This is a genomic window from Winogradskyella endarachnes (assembly GCF_009741275.1).
In the GTDB taxonomy this organism is placed as follows: Bacteria; Bacteroidota; Bacteroidia; order Flavobacteriales; family Flavobacteriaceae; genus Winogradskyella; species Winogradskyella endarachnes.
Window position 1 is genome coordinate 238,892 of record NZ_WOWS01000005.1, and the last position, 19,964, is coordinate 258,855.

At 31.5% G+C, this 19,964-nt stretch carries 17 protein-coding genes; 7 read left to right on the forward strand and 10 right to left on the reverse strand.

What is annotated here, in order from left to right; all coding sequences use genetic code 11:
• Positions 1–33 precede the first annotated feature (33 nt).
• Positions 34–981 carry a nicotinic acid mononucleotide adenyltransferase gene (locus GN138_RS13205; protein WP_157364477.1) on the reverse strand — a complete coding sequence of 316 codons (948 nt, stop codon included), beginning with the start codon at positions 979–981 and terminating at the stop codon, positions 34–36.
• A 158-nt stretch (positions 982–1,139) separates the two neighbouring features.
• Here GN138_RS13205 and GN138_RS13210 point away from each other — a divergent pair, with 158 nt between their 5' ends.
• The 3 genes from GN138_RS13210 to GN138_RS13220 all read left to right on the forward strand — a co-directional run bounded on the left by GN138_RS13210 (position 1,140) and on the right by GN138_RS13220 (position 5,220).
• Positions 1,140–2,861: a T9SS type A sorting domain-containing protein gene (locus GN138_RS13210; RefSeq protein WP_157364478.1), complete on the forward strand. Its 1,722-nt coding sequence runs from the start codon at positions 1,140–1,142 to the stop codon at positions 2,859–2,861.
• Between the two features lie 233 nt (positions 2,862–3,094).
• The gene (locus GN138_RS13215; RefSeq protein WP_197429351.1) at positions 3,095–4,123 is read left to right on the forward strand and encodes a helix-turn-helix domain-containing protein; all 1,029 of its coding nucleotides are present in this window, start codon (positions 3,095–3,097) and stop codon (positions 4,121–4,123) included.
• A gap of 95 nt (positions 4,124–4,218) precedes the next feature.
• Positions 4,219–5,220: an NAD(P)H-dependent glycerol-3-phosphate dehydrogenase gene (locus GN138_RS13220; protein WP_157364480.1), complete on the forward strand. Its 1,002-nt coding sequence runs from the start codon at positions 4,219–4,221 to the stop codon at positions 5,218–5,220.
• 52 nt (positions 5,221–5,272) lie between these two features.
• Here the strand turns inward: GN138_RS13220 and GN138_RS13225 are convergent, their stop codons facing one another.
• The 3 genes from GN138_RS13225 to GN138_RS13235 all read right to left on the reverse strand — a co-directional run bounded on the left by GN138_RS13225 (position 5,273) and on the right by GN138_RS13235 (position 7,192).
• Positions 5,273–5,668, reverse strand: a complete 396-nt coding sequence (locus GN138_RS13225) for a hypothetical protein (protein ID WP_157364481.1) — start codon at positions 5,666–5,668, stop codon at positions 5,273–5,275.
• A 77-nt stretch (positions 5,669–5,745) separates the two neighbouring features.
• A complete protein-coding gene (gene pheS / locus GN138_RS13230) occupies positions 5,746–6,765 on the reverse strand; it encodes a phenylalanine--tRNA ligase subunit alpha (RefSeq protein ID WP_157364482.1) in 1,020 nt (339 codons plus the stop codon).
• 70 nt (positions 6,766–6,835) lie between these two features.
• A complete protein-coding gene (locus tag GN138_RS13235) occupies positions 6,836–7,192 on the reverse strand; it encodes a hypothetical protein (RefSeq protein ID WP_157364483.1) in 357 nt (118 codons plus the stop codon).
• 171 nt (positions 7,193–7,363) lie between these two features.
• On the opposite strand from GN138_RS13235, the gene GN138_RS13240 reads away from it, so the two are divergent.
• Entirely contained in the window at positions 7,364–7,882 is a 519-nt protein-coding gene (locus tag GN138_RS13240) for a CvpA family protein (RefSeq protein WP_157364484.1), read from the forward strand.
• Here the strand turns inward: GN138_RS13240 and GN138_RS13245 are convergent.
• From GN138_RS13245 to GN138_RS13265, 5 genes are read right to left on the reverse strand one after another with little or no spacing between them, the layout of a single operon-like run.
• Positions 7,879–8,232, reverse strand: coding sequence for a DUF6686 family protein (locus tag GN138_RS13245; protein WP_157364485.1), 354 nt, complete (start codon positions 8,230–8,232; stop codon positions 7,879–7,881). The two genes, GN138_RS13240 and GN138_RS13245, sit on opposite strands and share 4 nt — an antisense overlap.
• Positions 8,233–8,248: 16 nt before the next feature.
• A complete protein-coding gene (locus GN138_RS13250) occupies positions 8,249–10,432 on the reverse strand; it encodes a PepSY domain-containing protein (RefSeq protein WP_157364486.1) in 2,184 nt (727 codons plus the stop codon).
• A gap of 11 nt (positions 10,433–10,443) precedes the next feature.
• Positions 10,444–10,929, reverse strand: a complete 486-nt coding sequence (locus GN138_RS13255; protein ID WP_157364487.1) for a DUF2271 domain-containing protein — start codon at positions 10,927–10,929, stop codon at positions 10,444–10,446.
• Positions 10,930–10,941: 12 nt separating this feature from the next.
• Complete coding sequence (locus tag GN138_RS13260; protein WP_157364488.1) at positions 10,942–12,420, reverse strand: ankyrin repeat domain-containing protein; 1,479 nt, start codon at positions 12,418–12,420, stop codon at positions 10,942–10,944.
• A 1-nt stretch (position 12,421) separates the two neighbouring features.
• The gene (locus tag GN138_RS13265) at positions 12,422–13,324 is read right to left on the reverse strand and encodes a DUF6607 family protein (RefSeq protein WP_157364489.1); all 903 of its coding nucleotides are present in this window, start codon (positions 13,322–13,324) and stop codon (positions 12,422–12,424) included.
• A gap of 91 nt (positions 13,325–13,415) precedes the next feature.
• Between GN138_RS13265 and GN138_RS13270 the strand changes: the two genes are divergently transcribed.
• From GN138_RS13270 to GN138_RS13280, 3 genes are all read left to right on the forward strand, one after another.
• Entirely contained in the window at positions 13,416–15,554 is a 2,139-nt protein-coding gene (locus tag GN138_RS13270; protein ID WP_157364490.1) for a TonB-dependent receptor plug domain-containing protein, read from the forward strand.
• A 12-nt stretch (positions 15,555–15,566) separates the two neighbouring features.
• A complete protein-coding gene (locus GN138_RS13275) occupies positions 15,567–16,649 on the forward strand; it encodes an HmuY family protein (protein ID WP_157364491.1) in 1,083 nt (360 codons plus the stop codon).
• 82 nt (positions 16,650–16,731) lie between these two features.
• Positions 16,732–17,985: a T9SS type A sorting domain-containing protein gene (locus tag GN138_RS13280; protein WP_157364492.1), complete on the forward strand. Its 1,254-nt coding sequence runs from the start codon at positions 16,732–16,734 to the stop codon at positions 17,983–17,985.
• A 111-nt stretch (positions 17,986–18,096) separates the two neighbouring features.
• On the opposite strand, the gene GN138_RS13285 is transcribed toward GN138_RS13280, so the two are convergent.
• Complete coding sequence (locus GN138_RS13285) at positions 18,097–19,959, reverse strand: SulP family inorganic anion transporter (RefSeq protein WP_157364493.1); 1,863 nt, start codon at positions 19,957–19,959, stop codon at positions 18,097–18,099.
• Positions 19,960–19,964: the final 5 nt, after the last annotated feature.

Here is a 19,964-nt window from a genome sequence, read left to right on the forward strand (position 1 = left end):
ACCAAAATTTAGTTTCATTTGTATCTTTAAGTTTTAAATACTTCTCGTATTTTCTCTAGTATTCTCTACTTTCTTTGTGTTTTGTTTACGCTTTTTAAGTTCATTTTCTTGTATAACTGATTTACCTTCTGTTGGCGCATCTCTGTAATATTGTATATAACCTCTTCCTGTAAACTCATATAAAGTGCCAGAATTTGGGTGAAACAATTCTATCTTGTTATCATTAATAACGCTCAGTTCAAAGAATTCATTGTCAAAGAAATCATAATCTAATGTTAATGTTTTTAGGTACATATTACCAGAAACATTACCTACGCCATAATCACCTATAAAATCCCAAAATATATTATCTGGATTATAAATATTTACATCTTGAGAGCTTCTAAATGTATCATCATTTCCACCAGATAAAAACTGTAGGTAATTCTCATTATCAAAATCATTTAATGCTCCATAATTACTTGTATATGTTTTTTCCCAAGCTTCGTATTCTTGCAAGAAATAATGAATATTATCGTAAAACACGTAATCATAATCAAAATTAGAACGCTGATATCCATGCAAAAAATAAGAGGTATCATTAAAAGGATTATATAATTCTAAGGTATTATTATCTAATTGATAAACATCAAAACTATCATAACCATCTATAATATGATTTACATCTAATATCATATCATAAGCATTATAAGTACCAATTTGAACTCCGTAACCATTACCTTGGCTACCAATAATACCAACTAAGTTATTATTAGCATACATAATGCCGTTATTAAATGATACCGTAAATGCTATTTGCAAAAAAGGTGTTTCTCCATAACCTTGAGTTTCATTAATATCTACATACCATAAATCATAAGAATTTAATAACTGATTTAATGAGATGTTTGGTTCATCATTATAATGTACTTCTTCTACATAACAAGATGTAAACAATGTGGCAACAAGAGCAAATCCTAATAGTAGTTTTAAAATTTTCATAATCTAACGGTTTTAAGGTTATATGACGTTTAGATTCAAAAGACGTGCCAAAATTCTATTAATATGGTATCCAAAATTAGTATCAATGCTTCCAATAAGAACGATTTTTAAAAAGAAAATGATTCATTTGTAATGTTCAATCCTTTTAAAACTCTATTATGAAAAACAAAATTACATTATTCTGCATCTCCTTATGCTTTACAGTTTTTTCAACAGCTCAAACACTCGAGTGGCATCAACACTTTGGAAACTATTCTGAAGATGTTATGTTAGCTGTTGATACAGATCATAACGATAATACGTATACAACTGGATATTTTGGAGAACTTACAGCTTTTGATAACATTACATTAACTGGCTTAGGTTTTTTTAATGGATTTGTTACAAAAACGGATAGTAATGGCAATGTTTTATGGGCAAAAACTTTATCACAGCCGAATGATGGTGATATTGATCCAAATCATTCCGTAATTCCAAAAAGTATTTCTGTAGATTTAAACGGCAATGTAATTGTCGTAGGTTATTTTGATGCCGGAGATTTTGATGCCAATCCTGGTGCAGGAGAATATATTCTAAGCTCTACGAATTATGAAATGTTCATTGTTAAATTAGATACTGATGGTAACTTTCTTTGGGCGACATCCTTTGGGGCAACAGATGACTCTTTTGAGAGTATATCTGATGTTGGTACAGACAGTAATGGTGATATTTACGTAACCGGATTTTATAATAGCACAATATCAATTGCACATCCAGCAGGAACTTCGTCTATAACAAGTAGTGGTTTCTCAGATATTTTTGTTTTTAAATATGCTTCTGACGGTTATTACCTATGGATGTATAGTGCAGGTGGTACAGACTTTGACTTAGGTATGAGCATCGATGTAACACCATCTGGTGATTCTTATATTACTGGACAATATAGAGAAACATCTACGTTTTATACACCTATGTTTGGCACAGAGTCTATTACACTTAGTACCACTCCAAATTATCGCGGTTTATTCGCTCTTAAGTTAGATACATGGGGTAATTATCAAAACGCCATAAAAGTTGGTGAAGCTCAATCTGAATGTATCGGAACTGCAATTGCTGTTGACAATAACAATAATGCGTATGTAACCGGTTATTATGGTGGTATTTTAATATCTAATGAAGGCACCTCAGACCAATTTTCTATTGATTCTGATAGCAATTATGAGGCTTTTGTAGCTAAAGTTGACTTTACTAATAGCAATACATCTTGGATTAATGAGATTGACGGAGGTCCTGATTCAATTTTTGGTTACGGTATAGATATAGATTCTAATAACACTATTTATGCTACTGGCTTCTTTAGTTCAACACTAACCGTAGGTAACTATACTCTAAATAAACAAACAACCCATGTTTTTGACAGTTATTTAGTAAAAATGAATAGTGCTGGAGAATTTTCAGGAGGCTATCAATTTGGCGCATTAAATGCTGTAGAGTCACAACCTGTAACGGTAGATTCTAATGATAATATAATTATTGCTGGCTCATTTAGAGAAACTGCAAACATAAGTCCTTTTGCTTCCGAGACTATACAAATAACCTCTTCTGGTTTTAGAGACAACTACCTCTTTAAAATTGCTAGCAACTCCCTATTAAATATTGCCGATAATAATTTTGACGAATCAATAAGAATATATCCAAACCCAGTAAAAGATATTCTTAACATCTCTAGCCAAGAGCCATTACAATCCGAAAACTATACGATTTTTGACATCAATGGCAAATCTATGTTGACTGGTATTGTAAATTTTAATAATCAAATTAATATCAGTCATTTAAACAGTGGATTTTATTTCTTAGTGTTAAACGGAAGTTCTGAAAGATTGAAAATATTAAAGAAATAATTAGGTAAATTAAGACATTCCTGCGTTAAATTTTTGGAATCAGTACATAACCTTTCTATATTCGGCATATGGATAGATGGGAAATGTTTATCGATTTCTTTTTAATCGCCGGAATGTCATTCTTAGCGTTCTTAATTCTTGTTCTTATAAAATCGAAGGTTCATTTTTCAAAAACTATTCTGAACATCTTTTTTATAAACGCTTTCTTTTTTTTACTCTATTATTATTCCTATTTGCATAAAATTAGAATTACAGGAGGTATCGCCATACTCTTTGGGCATGGTGTAGGCTATCTGCTTGGACCTTCTTTTCTATATCTCGTTAAATCTTTAGTGTTTTCTAAAGAAAAAATCTTACGACCCTATCTTAAGAGTCTCATTCCTTTTACTATTGTTTTTGTGTTATGTAATATACCTTTATGTATTGCAATGACTACAGATTATTTAGATAGTTATCATAAAGTCTACATAACTTTGGAGATTCCTTTCAACATTTTAGAAAACTTTTTTATTATTTATTACATTTTTAAAACCCTACAGTTTTTAAATCGTTTAAGGATTTCAATTCAAGAAAATTACGCCAATCTATCGTCACAAAATCTGCAATGGTACAAACATTTTATTATTGGATTTTTAATAATTGTTATTATAGATTCATTACTCAGCGTCTATGAGCTGTTTTTCACTGTAGATTTATGGAATATAGGTACGATTATCGCATTTATGCTATTCTTTCTTTATCTCTACTTAGGTTACAAAGGCCTTTATCAATCACAAATTCTCATACCAAGTTTTTTACTAGATCAATTAGATGAAACAAAATCAACACTCAACGAGTCTAATTTAGTAACAGATCAGAACACACAGAAAGAAAAAACAATCGTTAGGCAGCTCGACAGTTTAAAACCACAAGAAATTGAAAAACTAAAGCGAAAATTAGAATATTTGTTAAAAGAAGATAAAGTATATCTCAATGAAGATCTTAATCTCACTCAGCTTTCAGAATACATGAATATTTCTAACAAAAAGTTATCTGAACTCTTAAACCATTATTTAAATACCAGTTTTTACGATTTAATAAACGACTACCGAATAAACACCATAAAAGAACGTTTAGAAAACGGAGATGCCGAAAAATTTACAATTATATCTATAGCCTATGATGCTGGTTTTAAGTCTAAAGCAAGTTTTTATAGAATCTTTAAACAGAAAGAAGGTATTTCCCCATCGTGCTACAATAAAAAATTTCAGCAAGTATCTTAATTTCCTAAGGGTTTTGGTGTCAACACTTCGTTCTCTAAAAACTACATTTTGCTTTATTTTGATTATTTTTGATATTGAAAATTGATAAAATCACTATGAGTGACACTGTAAAATATGCTGTTTTTGGTGCTGGGAGTTGGGCAACTGCCATTGTAAAAATGCTTTGCGAAAATCAAAATGAGATTGGTTGGTATATGCGCAGCGTTTATGCTAAAGAGCATATCTTAAAAGAAAAACATAACCCAAGTTATTTAAGTTCTGTTGAGTTTCATACAGAGCAACTAAAACTTAGCAACGATATTAACGAAATCGCAGAATGGGCAGATGTACTTATTTTTGTGATTCCTTCTGCTTTTATCCATGGTGAATTAGAAAAACTTACGACAGATATTAGCCAAAAAACAATTGTATCTGCTGTAAAAGGTATTATGCCAGAAACAGGAAAATTAGTTGGTGAACATTTTCATGATGAATATAATATACCTTTTGAAAACATCGCTGTTATTGCAGGACCTTGCCATGCAGAAGAAGTTGCTTTAGAGCGTTTATCTTATTTAACTATTGCTTGTGATGATATTAAGAAAGCACAAGCTATTGCAGATAGTTTATCTAGTGATTACATTAAAACTAAAACTAGTGATGATGTAATTGGTATAGAATACGCTGTAATGTTAAAAAACATTTACGCTATTGCTGCCGGAATTGCACATGGTTTAGGTTATGGTGATAATTTTCAGAGTGTATTGATGAGTAATTCTATTCGAGAAATGAAACGCTTTATCAAAAAAATGCATAAGATGAAACGTAACATTAATAACTCCGCTTACTTAGGTGATTTATTAGTGACTGGTTATTCTATTTTTTCTCGAAACCGCATGTTCGGAAACATGATTGGTAAAGGCTACACTGTAAAATCTGCACAAATGGAAATGAATATGATTGCAGAAGGCTATTATGCTACCAAAAGTGCTCATTTATTAAACCGAAAGAATAAAAAGAAAACTCAATTACCAATTATAAACGCGGTTTATGATATTTTATATGAAAATAAAAACCCTAAAAAAGTCTTCGGAAAATTGATTGATAAACTTAATTAGGTGAACTAAATATTGTATTAATATGCTATCAATAATTACATTAATTCAATCTTTACTTTACCAAAATCCCACGTAATTGCATTAAAGGTAAAGTCTGTAAAGCCTTTTCATTAATTGTATTTTTTCTAAACAAATAACTTTTATCAAACATTTGATTGCCTTCAAAAAAAGTAATTTTAAACTCGTTGTTAAGTTCTAAAACCTTCTCCTGCAGGTATTCAATTTTAGCATAGCTTCTTGCTGGTAGTTTTGCAATAGTATGTCTCATTAAAGGTGTTAATTTCTTATCGTTGTAACCTCTAGAAACTATAAGAACGGTTTCTAAATCATTGTCGCTATTGTTAATGATATAAGCATTCCAATCTAATGTTTTGTATTCTATATGTTGCTCTTGCACTACGGCAACGTGTACATCTTTAACTTGAGGTATATTGATATCTTTTTTCATTACACGTATAAACCTTTCTAATAGTCAAACCTTAAAAAATCATATTTGGTTCTTTTTTAACAACTAAAGCTTAGCTATTAAAGTGCACTTTTAAACTGCTCTAAGAACCTAACATCGTTTTCACTTAATAATCTAATATCACTTATTTGATTAAGTAGCATTGCTATTCTATCGATTCCCATACCAAATGCAAAACCAGAGTATTCTTTAGAGTCGATACCACAGTTTTCTAGCACGTTTGGATCAACCATACCACAACCCATAATCTCTAACCAACCTGTTCCTTTAGTGATTTTATAATCGGTTTCGGTTTCCAATCCCCAATATACATCTACTTCTGCACTAGGTTCTGTAAACGGAAAGTAAGATGGGCGCAATCTAATCTTAGATTTACCAAACATCTCTGTTGTAAAATATTGAAGTGTTTGTTTTAAATCTGCAAAGCTTACATCTTTATCAATGTATAATCCTTCTACTTGGTGAAAGAAACAATGTGAACGTGCAGAAATAGCTTCATTACGATATACGCGACCAGGAGAAATTGTTCTAATTGGAGGTTTATTATTTTCCATGTAACGCACTTGTACAGAACTTGTATGAGTACGCAATAAAATATCTGGATCTGTTTGAATGAAGAAGGTATCTTGCATATCTCTTGCTGGATGATATTCTGGCAAGTTTAAGGCTGTAAAATTATGCCAATCGTCTTCAATTTCTGGTCCTTCACTTACGTTAAACCCAATACGAGAAAAGATATCTATAATTTCATTTTTTACAATAGAAATCGGGTGACGAGCACCAATGGCTATTGGTTCTCCTGGTCGAGATAAATCACCGTAAATTCCTTTTTCTTCTTCTTGACTCTCTAAAGCTTCTTTTAAAGCGTTAACTTTATCTTCAGCTGTTTTTTTAAGCTGGTTAATTGTTTGGCCAAACTCTTTCTTTTGGTCGTTTGCTACATTTTTAAACTCAGCAAAATAGTCTTTTAATAGTCCTTTAGACCCTAAATACTTAATTCTAAAAGCCTCAACCTCTTCTTTAGATTGTGCTGTAAAAGCTTCTGCTTCTGCTATGAGTTCTTTTATCTTATCTATCATGATTTCTATTCAAAAACGAGTGCAAATTTAGTTCTTTTTTACGAGTTATAGTAGTGGAGAGTATTAGAAACTAGTCTATATATTTAGTTTCTACAAAATAATTTACAATAGCTTCTTTCATTAACACACTTTGCTCACCTGCTTTAAGATGTGGTAATTGCGCTAACACTTTGTAATGTGGCCAACCGTCTTCATCTACAAAATCAAATTCATAAAACCCATAAGGTTCTAAAACTTTACAAATTGCAATATGCATTAAATCTAGTTTATGGTCTTTTTTGTATTCGCGATGTAACTGACCAAGTTCTTGTACACCTATTAAATAAATTATAGCATCTAAATCTAAAGTATCTCCATCTGCAAACTGATTAGAGAGTTTCTCTACTACTAATTTCCAACGTTCTTTTAATTGTTCATCTCTTGCCATAGTCACTGCCCTAATAAACGGAATATATTTACTATGTATTCCTAATTATAAAAATTCAAAGTTAATAAACTAATGCATCTCCAAGGTTATAATGTCTTAAAATTGATGCATTGATTAATATAAAATTTCAACTTAAAAAAATCATGTATTTTTGTCTTAAACACTTACACCATGAGTATTATTGATATTGTTTTGGCTGCCCTTTTATTATTTGGATTTATTAGAGGAATCTTTAAAGGGCTTTTTGTAGAAGTTGCATCTTTAGTTGCATTAGTTTTAGGTGTTTATGGTGCTATCCATTTCAGTGGTTTTGCTGCCGGATTTTTAGAACCAAAAGTAGATTGGAATGAAAAAACAATTAATATCGTTGCCTTTGCCATTACTTTTGTGGTGATTGTTTTAGCCATTGGCTTAGCAGGTAAAGCACTTACTAAACTCGCAGATTTTGCGGCGCTTGGCATTATTAATAAATTGGCTGGTGGTGTTTTTGGGGCTTTAAAAATAGGAATGATTTTAAGTGTGCTTCTCATTGTTTTTGATAAAATGAACAACACGTTACCTTTTATGGAGCAAGAAGATCTGGAAGAAAGTATGCTTTATAAGCCTGTAAAATCTTTGGCACCTATGATATTTCCTACTATTATTAAATCTGAAGAAGAACCAATTATAAGAGAACCTTCTGAGGTTTAATTTAAAATCACCATAGCATCAATATCCTCTACTTTTAAATAGGTTTCAAAAACACTATAACTGTTGCAAAACAAATATTTTAACTCACTTATCTCTTGTCTATTAAACATTAAAACCAAGTTAGATTGCAATGATGGTATTGGTATTTTACGCTTAAGATCAGCATCTGCATATCTGTCTTCCCAGTAATCAGGTTCAATATTTAATAGGTAATTTTTAAACTGCTCATACTGTTTTACAGTAAACTCAAAGTAAATATTGTTATATTCTAAATGATATACGTTACAGTTTTTACAGATGGATAATTCGCCATTACTCACTTTAGAAATTGTTTTTATTGAATTACACATAGTCTCTGTTTTTAGGTTAATAACAATCTGTTTTTATCTGACTGTTAAAATATTCTAATGGTTGTTTTAAATTTTCTGTAGTAATACTATCTAGTACAGACAGCACATCGTTTTGCATAGCTAAAGAACCGCAAATCATTACAACACCATTATTTTTTAGGGTTTCAGCAATAAATGAAGCATCGCGTTTTATTAAATCTTGAACATAGGTCTTAGGCATTTCTCTAGACAATGCAAGATTTAGTGTTTTTAGTTGATTTTTACTCTGGCTTTCTTTTAAAGCTGATTTGTAGATATCAAAAGATTCTTTTTGTCTTAATCCATAATACAAATGTGTTTCTAATTGCTTTATGTTTTGGTTTAACATACCTAAGAAAGGCGCAATACCAGTTCCATTAGCTATGAGGATGACTCGCGACGCCTTTTTAGGAAAATGAAAGGCTGAATTTGTAATGATACGTGCTTTAAAACTATCACCTTTACTAAAACTATTTAAAAAGCCTGAACCCAAACCATTCTCGTGTAGCTTAATACTTAATTGCATATAATTATCTACTTTTCCTATAGAATACAAGCGCTCTCTGTAATCGTTATTAGGATAAATAGCCAACAAATCTCCTGATGTAAATTTTCTAGTATTAGATTTTAACCTCATTAAAAACGTATCATCTGGATGATCTTCTACTTTTGTTTTATCTAAAACGGTAAGTCCAACATTTAATTTTGGTTTAACCGTTAATTTTTCTTTTGAAATTTTAATCGGAAGCTTCTTATTTTTATTCCAAAGGGTTAACCATTCTTCAAAAGATTCTACCGATTTATCATTAATGGTAAAAACAGGAAGCTCTTGTTGAAACTTAATAGACAATGCCTTATCTACATCAAAAGCAAATTTGCAAAATTCAGGATACGCTAACGAACCAAAACCTACAACGGAATAGCTGATATTTTGGGTTTGTTTTATAATGTTTAATCGCTCTAAAAACTTATTTGCATTAGCTGGTGCTTCACCTTCTCCATACGTTGCAGTTAATACAATAAAATGCTCAGCATTGCTAAACGTATCGTAATTATTAAGCTCTGTTATATAAACAGTTTCTCCTGCCTTTAACAACTGTTGTTGTAATTGATTAGCAAATGGCAAGGTACCTCCATTTTCAGAACCTACTAAAATCACATATTTACAAGCATCTTTTTTAAATTTATTTTTCAGTTTTGATTGTCTCCTCTTTAAGGTCATAGCAAAACCAGAATACATAAAGAATAAAATATTTACAGAGGCAACGGCTAAAATAATGGACCAAAAAATACTACCTTGACCTGTATGCAACAGTAAACTTAAGTCTGAAAATAGGGTAACTAACGGATAGTTAATTTCACTTAAAACTTCACCTGTAAATTGATTAACAATTAATTCTTTATCCTTTAACGAGAGTGTAAAATAGTCTTCCACATCATTAGAAAATGGGAATTCTATACGTTTTACCTCAGAAAGATAAATACTCTTAAAAACAGAAAAATTTTGAAAATCCTGTTTTGGAGATTCTGATAAAGTATCAAAATCTATGAGATGCTTAACAGAGCGTACAGGAAGTAAATTGAATTTTTCAGCAGATAAATAAATTCCTGTAAGCGTTATTATTATAATAGGAATTAAATTTAACCTTCCTAATACAACATGCCAATACTGATTGAAATTTTCATTAACAACTTTTGAAAAAAATTGCTTTAAACCACCTTGTCTTTTTAATATTAAAACCGTACCCGAAATCGCAATTAAGAACAAGAAAAAAGAACAGAGTCCAACAAAAAAGCGACCAATACTTTTTAAAAATAAGGATCTATGAAAATTAGTAACCCATTTAAAAAAATTAGACACTTCAATTCTATCACCAAGAAATTCAGCCGTTTTTGGATTAATGTACCCATTTAGGCTTTCACCATTCTCATTAATAACTGAAGCCAATACAAATTGATTAGCATCAACCTGTATCTCTAATACTTCAGGATATTTTTTATGTAATTGCGTTACTGTTTCTGCAACTTTTACGTCTTCAAAATCTGAAATTTTATACGGCTCTAATTGTTCTGAAATAGGTTGAAATGCTAAAACAACACCTGTTACTGAGGCTAATAATATAAAAACAGAAGACACTAAAGCCAACATAAGATGACTAAATCTCCAAATAGAAATGGTCATTTAATTGGATTTTATTGAGCCATTAAACGTATGTATCTAATAAAGCCTGTACCTTCTACTTTACTTTTTACGTTAGCTGAGGTTAACTCTAATTCTACATCACTTTCGTAATATTCTTGATCTTCTACAGCAGTTTCAAATCTTAATTTATAACCTTTATCCAATTTGTTGTCATCAATTTCTATAACGGTTATAGCACGTTCGCCACCACTAATGGTCGCTCCTGTAATAGCGTCTATATTTGGTCTGCGTTTTCCGTAAAATTGCCACCAAGATTCTACAGTGTTGTACCACTCATCATCATCGCCTTTAACATTTAAGGTTTCTACATATTCTCCTTCAGAATTTAATAACGAAATTACAATATATGCACCTTCACCAGTATAATTAGTCATTTGAATCATACATTTATATTTAGTTGATTCATTGAAAGTAGTAAAGGATACTAAGCCTAAAACAAGAATAGATAATAAGCTTATTAATTTTATGTTTTTCATCTTCAAACTTTTTTATTTTAAAAACTTAATAGAAATCTTTTTCTGTGAAAGCAATTCGTTTTCACTAGCTAAATCATAAGCGGATTCTTCAAAATCTGTTAGTAGCTTTTTATCCGCTCCATTTTCTAATAAAAACTTAAGAATTGTATCGTCTTTTGCTTTTAAAGCAGCTAAATGTAAAGCTGTATTTCCATCTACATTTTTGGCATTTATATCTAAATCAAACTCTGTTGCTAATTTTAATAGCTCTAAACTGTTTTTTTCAACTGCTAAATGATACCATGTATTTCCGTTTTTTTGTGAAGCGGTTAAATCTACGTTATTAGTCTGTAGTACATTTAGTTTGTTGTAAAATTCTTCTTGGTTTTTCTTAGAGTAAGAATCAATTAAATAATAAGCTAAATTATTACCGTCAGCATCTAATATTGCTGTTTTACTTCCTTTTTTAATAAGAAATTCTATAACGTCTTCTGAATTACCTTGTACAGCAAATGTTAACGCAGATTGTCCTTTTCTATTGGTTTCGTTAACAGATTTAGAATGCGCATACAACACTTTTATAACATTAAGGCTGTTTTTTGATGCCGCCAACATAAGCGCGTCATTTCCTTTACTATCCTTATCCCTTGCGTTTAGTTTATTTTCTAATAAGAAATAGAAAACGCCTAAATCTTTAGTTTTTGATGCCGCAATGTGCAGTGGTGAAACTTTAGCTTTATTAACAACGTTAGGGTTTAAACCAATTTCACTTAGATATTCATATACATCAATCCCATTAGTTTTACCTCTAGTACCATTTGCTACAAAAATGAATGCCTGATCAGTACCTGTTATATTATCCTTAACAAGTTTTTTCATTAAATCAATATTACCACCTCTCGCCACATAATTAAAAATACCATTGTCGTTATAGTCTTTACTAGAAATACCTAAACCTCTAGATTGAAAATATTTAACAAGCTTAAAATCCTTATCGCTTGGTGCTGCTAACAATAAAGCATTAGCACCATCTGGATTTGTTTTAGTAACTAGGGTTTTGTCTTTTTTAAAACACAACTCGTATACTTCTGTATTTTGTTGGCCAGCACCTGCAGCAAACGTAACTATAGTATTTCCTTTGTCGTCTGTAATATCTGTTTTAGCGCCATTTTCTAATAAATACTCTACTAACTTAGCATTTCCCTTGTAGGCAGCCCAAAAAACGTAGGTTCTACCATCGTGAGTTAGTTTATTAACATCATTCCCTTTTTGAGACATTAAATAAACAATAGACTCAAAAGGTGCATTTTGTAAAATGGCATATACAACACCATCAAAATTATAACTATTAGCTTCAGAGGCATTATTGCCCTCTTTAATTTTTAATTTAAGGGTTTCAACAGTAGGCTTTGTATCCCAAAATTCTCTGTCTAAAAACACATTACTTTGAGCAATTCCCTGAAGACTTATTGCCAATGCTAAAAACGCTAAATAAGATTTAATTTTTTTCATATTATTTTTTTACAAACGACTCTATAGTAGTTTCAATTTCTTTCTGTTCTACAACAGCATCATCAAACAAATGTTTATATAGTGGTTTATTATCTACTTTAGTTTCTAAATTTAAATCTTTATTTCTTCCATAAACCTCATCCCATTTACTTCTTACTAAAGCCCATTTTTCTTGATGCTCTTTCCACCATTCTTGTGCAGCTTGGCATTTACTATCATCAACTTTAACATAGGTGTTGTACCCTTTTTCTTTGGCCAAAACAACATCTTCTTTACCTTCTTCTCTAATAATTTTAGCGTTATCTTGATCGTGTAACCAACCATATTTAGTGATTTCATGACGGTTACCTCTCAAAGTTACATTATAATCGCTACGTTTAGTATATTCTCTTCTAGGTAAAGGTGCAGTAGTTTCGTTTTCCCAATAGCTTTTTCCATCAACATGCACCCAAGTTGAAGACCCTTCATAACGAGGACTATCATCTACTTGATATACTTTTTGTGTCCATTGTCCTTTTACATCGTCTTTAGACTTGTTTTCAAACACCCATTCGTTATCACCATTATACATATAAAAATCTTTATTCTCAAACAACCAATCTTGTCTCCAGTGTTTTATAATCATTGGTTGATCTGGTCTACCTACTTGCAATAAATGCTGAATAGAAATTTTATCATCCTCATCAGTTACTAATTGTGCCCATTCTAAACCTTTATCTACTTTAGTTTTAGATGGTCTGTATAGCGAATCTTCACTATAAGAAAACGTCTCTGCAAAATTAAAGGTTACTTCATAACAACCACACATTTTTTTTATAGCTTCTTGATCTTGTGTTTTCTTTTTTTGTGCATTAAGATTAAATGTCACAGCTAATACCAACGATAAAATTATTACTCTTTTCATTTTTAAAAAAAATTAATTGAATTTAAAAAAACCTATTCTTATTTGGAATGAATTAAAATAAGATTCTATATTTGCAGCAAATCTAAATAGAATGAGTCTAAATAAAAATAAAATTTCAATTTATTTTTTCCTTTTCTTCTTTTCGTTCGTTTTCGCTCAAGAAAGAGTGACTACTGTAGACAGTACTACAACAGAATCTTTAGACGAAGTTGTGGTAACAGGGCAAATAAACCCAACATCTATTAAAAAATCTGTTCATAACGTTATAGTTATCAATAGAAAACAAATTGAACAAGTTGCAGCTAACAATTTAGCCGATTTATTAAATTTTAATCTAAACCTTAATATAATTCCTAATGCCCAAACAGGACGTTCTACTATTTCTTTTTTTGGTCTAGACTCAGAGTATTTCAATATTCTTATTGATAATATACCAATGGTTAGCGATAATGGGTTTGGTAACAACATTGATTTGACTCAAATTAATCTCGATAATATAGAACGTATAGAGATTGTTGAAGGTGCCATGGGAGTTGAATATGGTGCTAACGCTGTTTCTGGTGTTATTAATATTATTACTAAAAAATCTATTGACAATGATTGGCGCATACAAGCCTATTTACAAGAAGAAACCGTTAGCGATGAATATGCTTGGTTTGATCAGGGCAGACATATCCAATCCTTAAGCGTAACACACAATATAAATGATAAGTGGATGGCAAAAATAGGAGCCAACCGAAATGATTTTGCTGGTTTTTTAAACAACAGAGAAGGGAAAAACTATTATGAAAATGACGGACTAAGAGGTTATGAATGGTTACCAAAAGAGCAACTAACCACTAATGCCTTAATTAATTATAAAGGAAATAATTTTAAACTTGTTTATAAGTTTGAATACTTTAACGAAATAATAAATTTTTACGATACGGCTGTTAGAGCAAATATTGATACGGAAAATCAAACAAGTAATCCTTCTGCTACTGATAAAATTTATACTACCAATAGATTTGTAAACAATATTAATGTAGATGGTAAATTTAAGTCTGGAGCTAATTACAACGCCTCATTATCTTATCAGCAACAAGAGCGCGATTTAAATGAATTTAACTATTACATTCTAAGTAGAGAACGCACTAACGAAACCGACGAAACCTATCAGTCTAGTAAAGTTCTATTCTCTAAAGGTACCGTTGGTAATTTAATAAAAAGTGATGCTTTTAACTTTCAGTTAGGTTATGAAGCACGATACATGGAAGGTTTTGATACGGAAGCTTCTGGAAGTATTACCCAACAGGCCAAAACCAACACGCAAACCAATTTAGCTTTATTTAGTACTGCAGAATATAACTTAACTCAAAAATTCTCTTTACGTCCTGGCGTAAGATATGAGTACAACACCCTTTTCGATTCTAAATTTTTAGGATCATTAAGCGCACGATATCTAATGAATAAAGGATTTGAATTAAGAGGAAATGTTGGTACATCTTATAGAGTTCCTAATTTTGAAGAACTCTATTATTATTTTGTAGACTCTAACCATGATGTACAAGGTAATGAAGACTTAAATCCAGAAAATGGCTATTCTGCTTTCTTAAACTTAAAGAAAAGAAGCTGGCTACATAACTTCTCAATGGTCAACAATTTAAAGATTAGCTACTTAGATGTATCTGATAAAATTGATTTAGCTATCGTTAATGATACGCCTTTACAATATCAATATATCAACATTGATAAGTATAAATTAGTTGGCTTCACGTTAGAAAACACGTTACAAAAGGAAAATTTTTCATTTAACTTGGGTGCAACACTTCAAGGTATTTCTAGAATAAATAATAGCGAAGCCAACAGTAATGATGATTTCTTATACAATCTTCAACTAAATACAAGTGCTTCGTACTATCTAGAACCATGGAAAACTGGCTTTACACTGCTTTTAAAGTACAATGGAGAACAAGAGCAATATTACGCCACTGGCACAGATACAGATGGAAACTCTACTTTTAGTTTATCTAAAACCGAGGCTTATAGTTGGGTAGACGCCTCTGTAAAAAAATCGTTTTTAGATCGTAAAATAGATGTAACAATTGGTGCACGTAACCTTTTTGATGTTACTAATGTAAATGTTAGTAATTCTGCAACAGGTGGCACGCACAGCACAACCAATAGCTCACTTTTGTTGGGTTATGGACGTTCATTTTATCTCAAGTTATTATATAATTTAAATTTTTAAACACTAACAATTATGAAACATAAATTTTTAAAACTAGCATTATGCTTTGGTATTATTGCATTTAACAGCTGTAGTAGCGATGATGATGCTTCCGGACCAATTTCTATTGTTATAGAAGGTGCAGAGGTTACACCAGATGTTGGAGGTTCTAATGAAGAAAACCAAGTATATATAGACTTAAGTACAAATACATCAACGGCTGTACAAAGAGATTCTTGGGATTTAGGATTTTACTCCGGATCAGACTTTAGAGTTGGAATTAACGGTTCTATTTATATGGCAACCGCAGAATTATCAACTACAGATATTGATGCCATTACTTCTTCTACAGCAGAAGTACAAGAGCTACAGCCACAAGTTGCTATTGGTACTTTTGATGCTGACAATATGGAATTTATTGATGCACCTTATGGCCAAATTACAGAAACTGCCATTGAAGCAATCTCATCAATAGACTCAGAAAACCCAGTTTACTTAGTGAATTTAGGTTATGAAGTAGGCACGGAAGAAGCAGCTACTGGTAGCGTTGCAGTTGCAGGAGATGCTAGAGGATGGAAAAAAATTAGAGTACTGTTAGATGGTAATGATTATGTGCTTCAATATGCAGACTTAGATGATACCACACACCAAGAAGTAACCATTTCTAAAAACAGTGCTTATAATTTTACCTTCTTCAGTTTTAATACTGAGTCTGAGGTAAGCGTTGAACCAGAAAAAACAGATTGGGATTTAAATTTTACTGTATTTACTAATGAAATTGAAGGTTATGGTTCTTATGGTTATTCCGATTTTGTAGTAACTAATACAAAAGGAGGTGCTGTTTCCTATAAAATTGATACAGAAACTGAAGCTTACACATACGAAGATTTTACACTAACGGATGCCTTATCAATTACTTTTGATAATGACCAACGTAATATAGGTAGCACATGGAGAGTTGGCGGTGGACCAAGTAGTTCGCCTGCATTAATAGATACTGTATTTTATATCGTTAATGATACAGCTGGCAACTATTACAAATTACAATTTATAGCTATGTATAGCGATGATGGAGAACGTGGTCATCCAAAATTTGTATATAGTCTACTACAATAATAACAACAACTAAAAAGAGTAGTTCGCTACTCTTTTTTTACAACACATTTCAAACTTTAGAACCATTTTAAATAACAAACCAATGAAAACAACTTTACAATTTTTAATACTAGTATTATTCTGCTCTTCTGCTTATGCGCAAGAAACCGTAGTTAACTTATCTATGCAACCAAGTTATGCCAACCAAGTTTATTATAAATTAAGTACACAAACAGCAACCTCTTTTACTGCTAATTCTTGGGACATTGCTTTCTTAAGAACAAGCTCTTATAACTTTGGGATGCGCGTTAATAGCGGTATTGGCATAGAGGTTTTTGAAGCGGCTAATACAGCTGCAGATTATAATACGGTTGATGTGGCTAATGAAGCCAATTGGACACCACTTTACAATAGTGAAACCACATGGAGTAACGGTGCTTTTGAACAAGGTTCTGCAACCTATGGATTTGGAGAGTATAACCCAGTTACACATGGTGTAGATGGTACCATTGTTTTTGTTTTAAAATATGCCGATGGTACCTACAGAAAATTTATTAACGAGACTTATGCTGCTGGTTATACGTTTAAATATGCAACTTGGGATGCTAGTACATCTACATGGAGTACTGATCAAACTGTAACAATACCAAACACAAATAACCCAAATAATAAATTTAACTACTATTCTTTACAAAATAACGCAGAAGTTGTTGCTGAACCTGCAATTTCAGACTGGGATTTTGTCTTTACCAAATATGCTGCTGATTATTATGGAGATGGTTCACTTTATTATCCGGTTACTGGTACGTTGCACAGCGATGAAGTTACTGTAGCACAAAACGACGAACCAACTGGTATGCCAAGTAACCCAACCTTATCATATTCTACAGACATTAATACTATTGGTTACGACTGGAAAACATTAAATGCTTCGTATACTTATGATATTAACTCTAACCAAGCTTATTATGTAAAATATTCAGATGATACGGTATATAGATTTTATTTCACAGCATTTGGAGGAAGTAGTAATGGAGATATAACTTTTAACTTTGAAAATGTAACAAATGCCTTAAGTATTGAAAATATTAACGATTCCGTTTCTTTTGGAATTTACCCAAACCCGTCAACAGATAAGAAAGTAAATTTAATCTATGACATTGATGCTTTATCTTCAAATAAAAATGAAGTGTCTATATTTTCTATAACAGGTAAAAAGGTATTTCAAACAAACCTTAATTCAAACTCTGGTTTTTACAATACAGCTTTAGATTTATCTTCATTAGTAGATGGTGTTTATGTTTTACAGTTTACATCAGGCAATCAAAGTGTTACGAAAAAATTAATACTTAATTAATATTAATATCACCAATGAAAAAAGCCACTACAGAAGTAGTGGCTTTTTGGTTATAATGAATAAAAACTTTAGGTCATATAATTGCTTAAGGTAATCATCATCTAATAAGTTTTAGACCACATCTTCAACATTATTTTTCACCCAATTTAAGCAGGTTTTAAAATCTTCGAAAACATGTTCATTTGGAATGAAATCTGGAATAATATCAATACGCTCCATCATATATCTTGGTTGCTCTAAAAGACCAACAAATAAGACTTCAACATCGTTTTTCTTTAATTCTTGAAGCATATCTTCCATAGCATATAAACCAGATTGATCCATATATTGCATGCGTCCTAAACGTAAAATAACAGTTTTAGCCGTTTTAGGTATTTGCTCTGATAATGCCTGAAAATCGCTTGTAGACCCAAAAAACAAGGGACCTTTTAAATGCTTAATAAAAACTTCTTCCTTTAATTGTTCTGGAAAATCAGATTCGTCGTCCCAAGCTTCTTCTTTTAATGATTTAACATCTGATCGCTCTGCTGTTAAATCGCCAATTTTTTTCATAAACATTAAAGAAGCAATTACAAGACCTATACCTACAGCATATATTAAATCCCAAAATGTAGATAGTAATAATACCACTAACATTATTAAAACTTCAGAGCTTAACTTTAGAGGTCCTAATTTAATATCTTTTGGTAAGCTAGGTATCGCTTTTAACCCTTTATAATCCATAACACCAATACCAACTGTAATTAAAATACCTGCTAAAACAGCGGCCGGAATTTTAGATGCTACAGGTGCTAATACTAGCATAATTAATAATAACATAATACCAGCAATCATTCCAGATAATCTGGTTTTTCCACCTGCATTAATATTTACAACAGTTCTTATGGTTGCACCTGCACCAGGAATTCCTCCAAAAACAGCACCAATACTATTTCCTATGCCCTGACCTATGAGTTCCTTATTAGGCTTATGCTTTGTTTTAGTCATATTATCTGCTACAACACTAGTTAGCAAAGAATCTATTGCGCCAAGTAAGGCTAAGGTAAGTGCAGTAAAAATATAAGGCGATATACTTGCTAAACTAAAGCTAGTAAACATTTCTAATCTTGGAATTGGAATACCGCCTGGAATTTCGGAGATAGGTCTATAACCTAACTTAAACCCATAAGCAATACCAGACATTACAACTAATGCAACCAGTGTGCTAGGTATTGCTGTTGTGATTCGTTTAAAACCGTAAATAATTAAAATAGTACCTAAAGCTAATAATAGCTCTAACCAATTAATATTTTTTAAAGCTCTTGGCAATACTTTTAAAGCACCAATTGTACCAGATGCTTCAGACGCAGCCAAAGTTTGAGATTCAATTAAAATTTGTTCTGGTGTTATTAATTTGGCCCTGTTTATGGTTTCTTTAAAATTTTCTAAAACTAAAATACCTTCGCCTGCTTCTTCTTTTAGTATATTTTCTAAAATTACTTCTTCAGCTTGTGGCTTAAATTTGGCCACAAAAGCTTCATCTTCTTTTGGATAATAGCCTATTGTAGGTAATATTTGCGTTAAAAGAATAATAACACCAATAGCGGTCATAAAACCTGAAACTACAGGATAAGGAATGTATCTTATATATTTACCGACTCCTAAAATCCCTAAACCAATCTGAATAAGACCAGCTAATAAAAAAACAGTTAAAATAGCTGGCAATGCTTTTTCTACACTGCCATCATTTGCAGCCACTATACCTGCAATTACCACCATACTTACCGCTGTCATTGGAGCAGTAGGGCCAGATATTTGAGTGGCTGTACCACCAAAAAGCGCTGCAAAAAAACTAATAAAAATAGCGCCATAAAGACCAGCTTCTGGTCCTAAACCAGAAGAAACACCAAATGCCAATGCTAATGGTAATGCAACAATTCCGGCTGTTATACCACCAAAGGCATCACCTTTAATGTTATAAAATAAGTTCTTCATTTTTA

Coding starts and splice junctions, on each gene's coding strand:
- GN138_RS13220 (WP_157364480.1), top strand. CDS start 4,219: ATGAGTGACACTGTAAAATATGCTGTTTTTGGTGCTGGGAGTTGGGCA.
- GN138_RS13260 (WP_157364488.1), bottom strand. CDS start 12,420: ATGAAAAAAATTAAATCTTATTTAGCGTTTTTAGCATTGGCAATAAGT.
- GN138_RS13280 (WP_157364492.1), top strand. CDS start 16,732: ATGAAAACAACTTTACAATTTTTAATACTAGTATTATTCTGCTCTTCT.
- GN138_RS13265 (WP_157364489.1), bottom strand. CDS start 13,324: ATGAAAAGAGTAATAATTTTATCGTTGGTATTAGCTGTGACATTTAAT.
- GN138_RS13285 (WP_157364493.1), bottom strand. CDS start 19,959: ATGAAGAACTTATTTTATAACATTAAAGGTGATGCCTTTGGTGGTATA.
- GN138_RS13275 (WP_157364491.1), top strand. CDS start 15,567: ATGAAACATAAATTTTTAAAACTAGCATTATGCTTTGGTATTATTGCA.
- GN138_RS13270 (WP_157364490.1), top strand. CDS start 13,416: ATGAGTCTAAATAAAAATAAAATTTCAATTTATTTTTTCCTTTTCTTC.
- GN138_RS13235 (WP_157364483.1), bottom strand. CDS start 7,192: ATGGCAAGAGATGAACAATTAAAAGAACGTTGGAAATTAGTAGTAGAG.
- GN138_RS13240 (WP_157364484.1), top strand. CDS start 7,364: ATGAGTATTATTGATATTGTTTTGGCTGCCCTTTTATTATTTGGATTT.
- GN138_RS13210 (WP_157364478.1), top strand. CDS start 1,140: ATGAAAAACAAAATTACATTATTCTGCATCTCCTTATGCTTTACAGTT.
- GN138_RS13255 (WP_157364487.1), bottom strand. CDS start 10,929: ATGAAAAACATAAAATTAATAAGCTTATTATCTATTCTTGTTTTAGGC.
- pheS (WP_157364482.1), bottom strand. CDS start 6,765: ATGATAGATAAGATAAAAGAACTCATAGCAGAAGCAGAAGCTTTTACA.
- GN138_RS13250 (WP_157364486.1), bottom strand. CDS start 10,432: ATGACCATTTCTATTTGGAGATTTAGTCATCTTATGTTGGCTTTAGTG.
- GN138_RS13205 (WP_157364477.1), bottom strand. CDS start 981: ATGAAAATTTTAAAACTACTATTAGGATTTGCTCTTGTTGCCACATTG.
- GN138_RS13245 (WP_157364485.1), bottom strand. CDS start 8,232: ATGTGTAATTCAATAAAAACAATTTCTAAAGTGAGTAATGGCGAATTA.
- GN138_RS13225 (WP_157364481.1), bottom strand. CDS start 5,668: ATGAAAAAAGATATCAATATACCTCAAGTTAAAGATGTACACGTTGCC.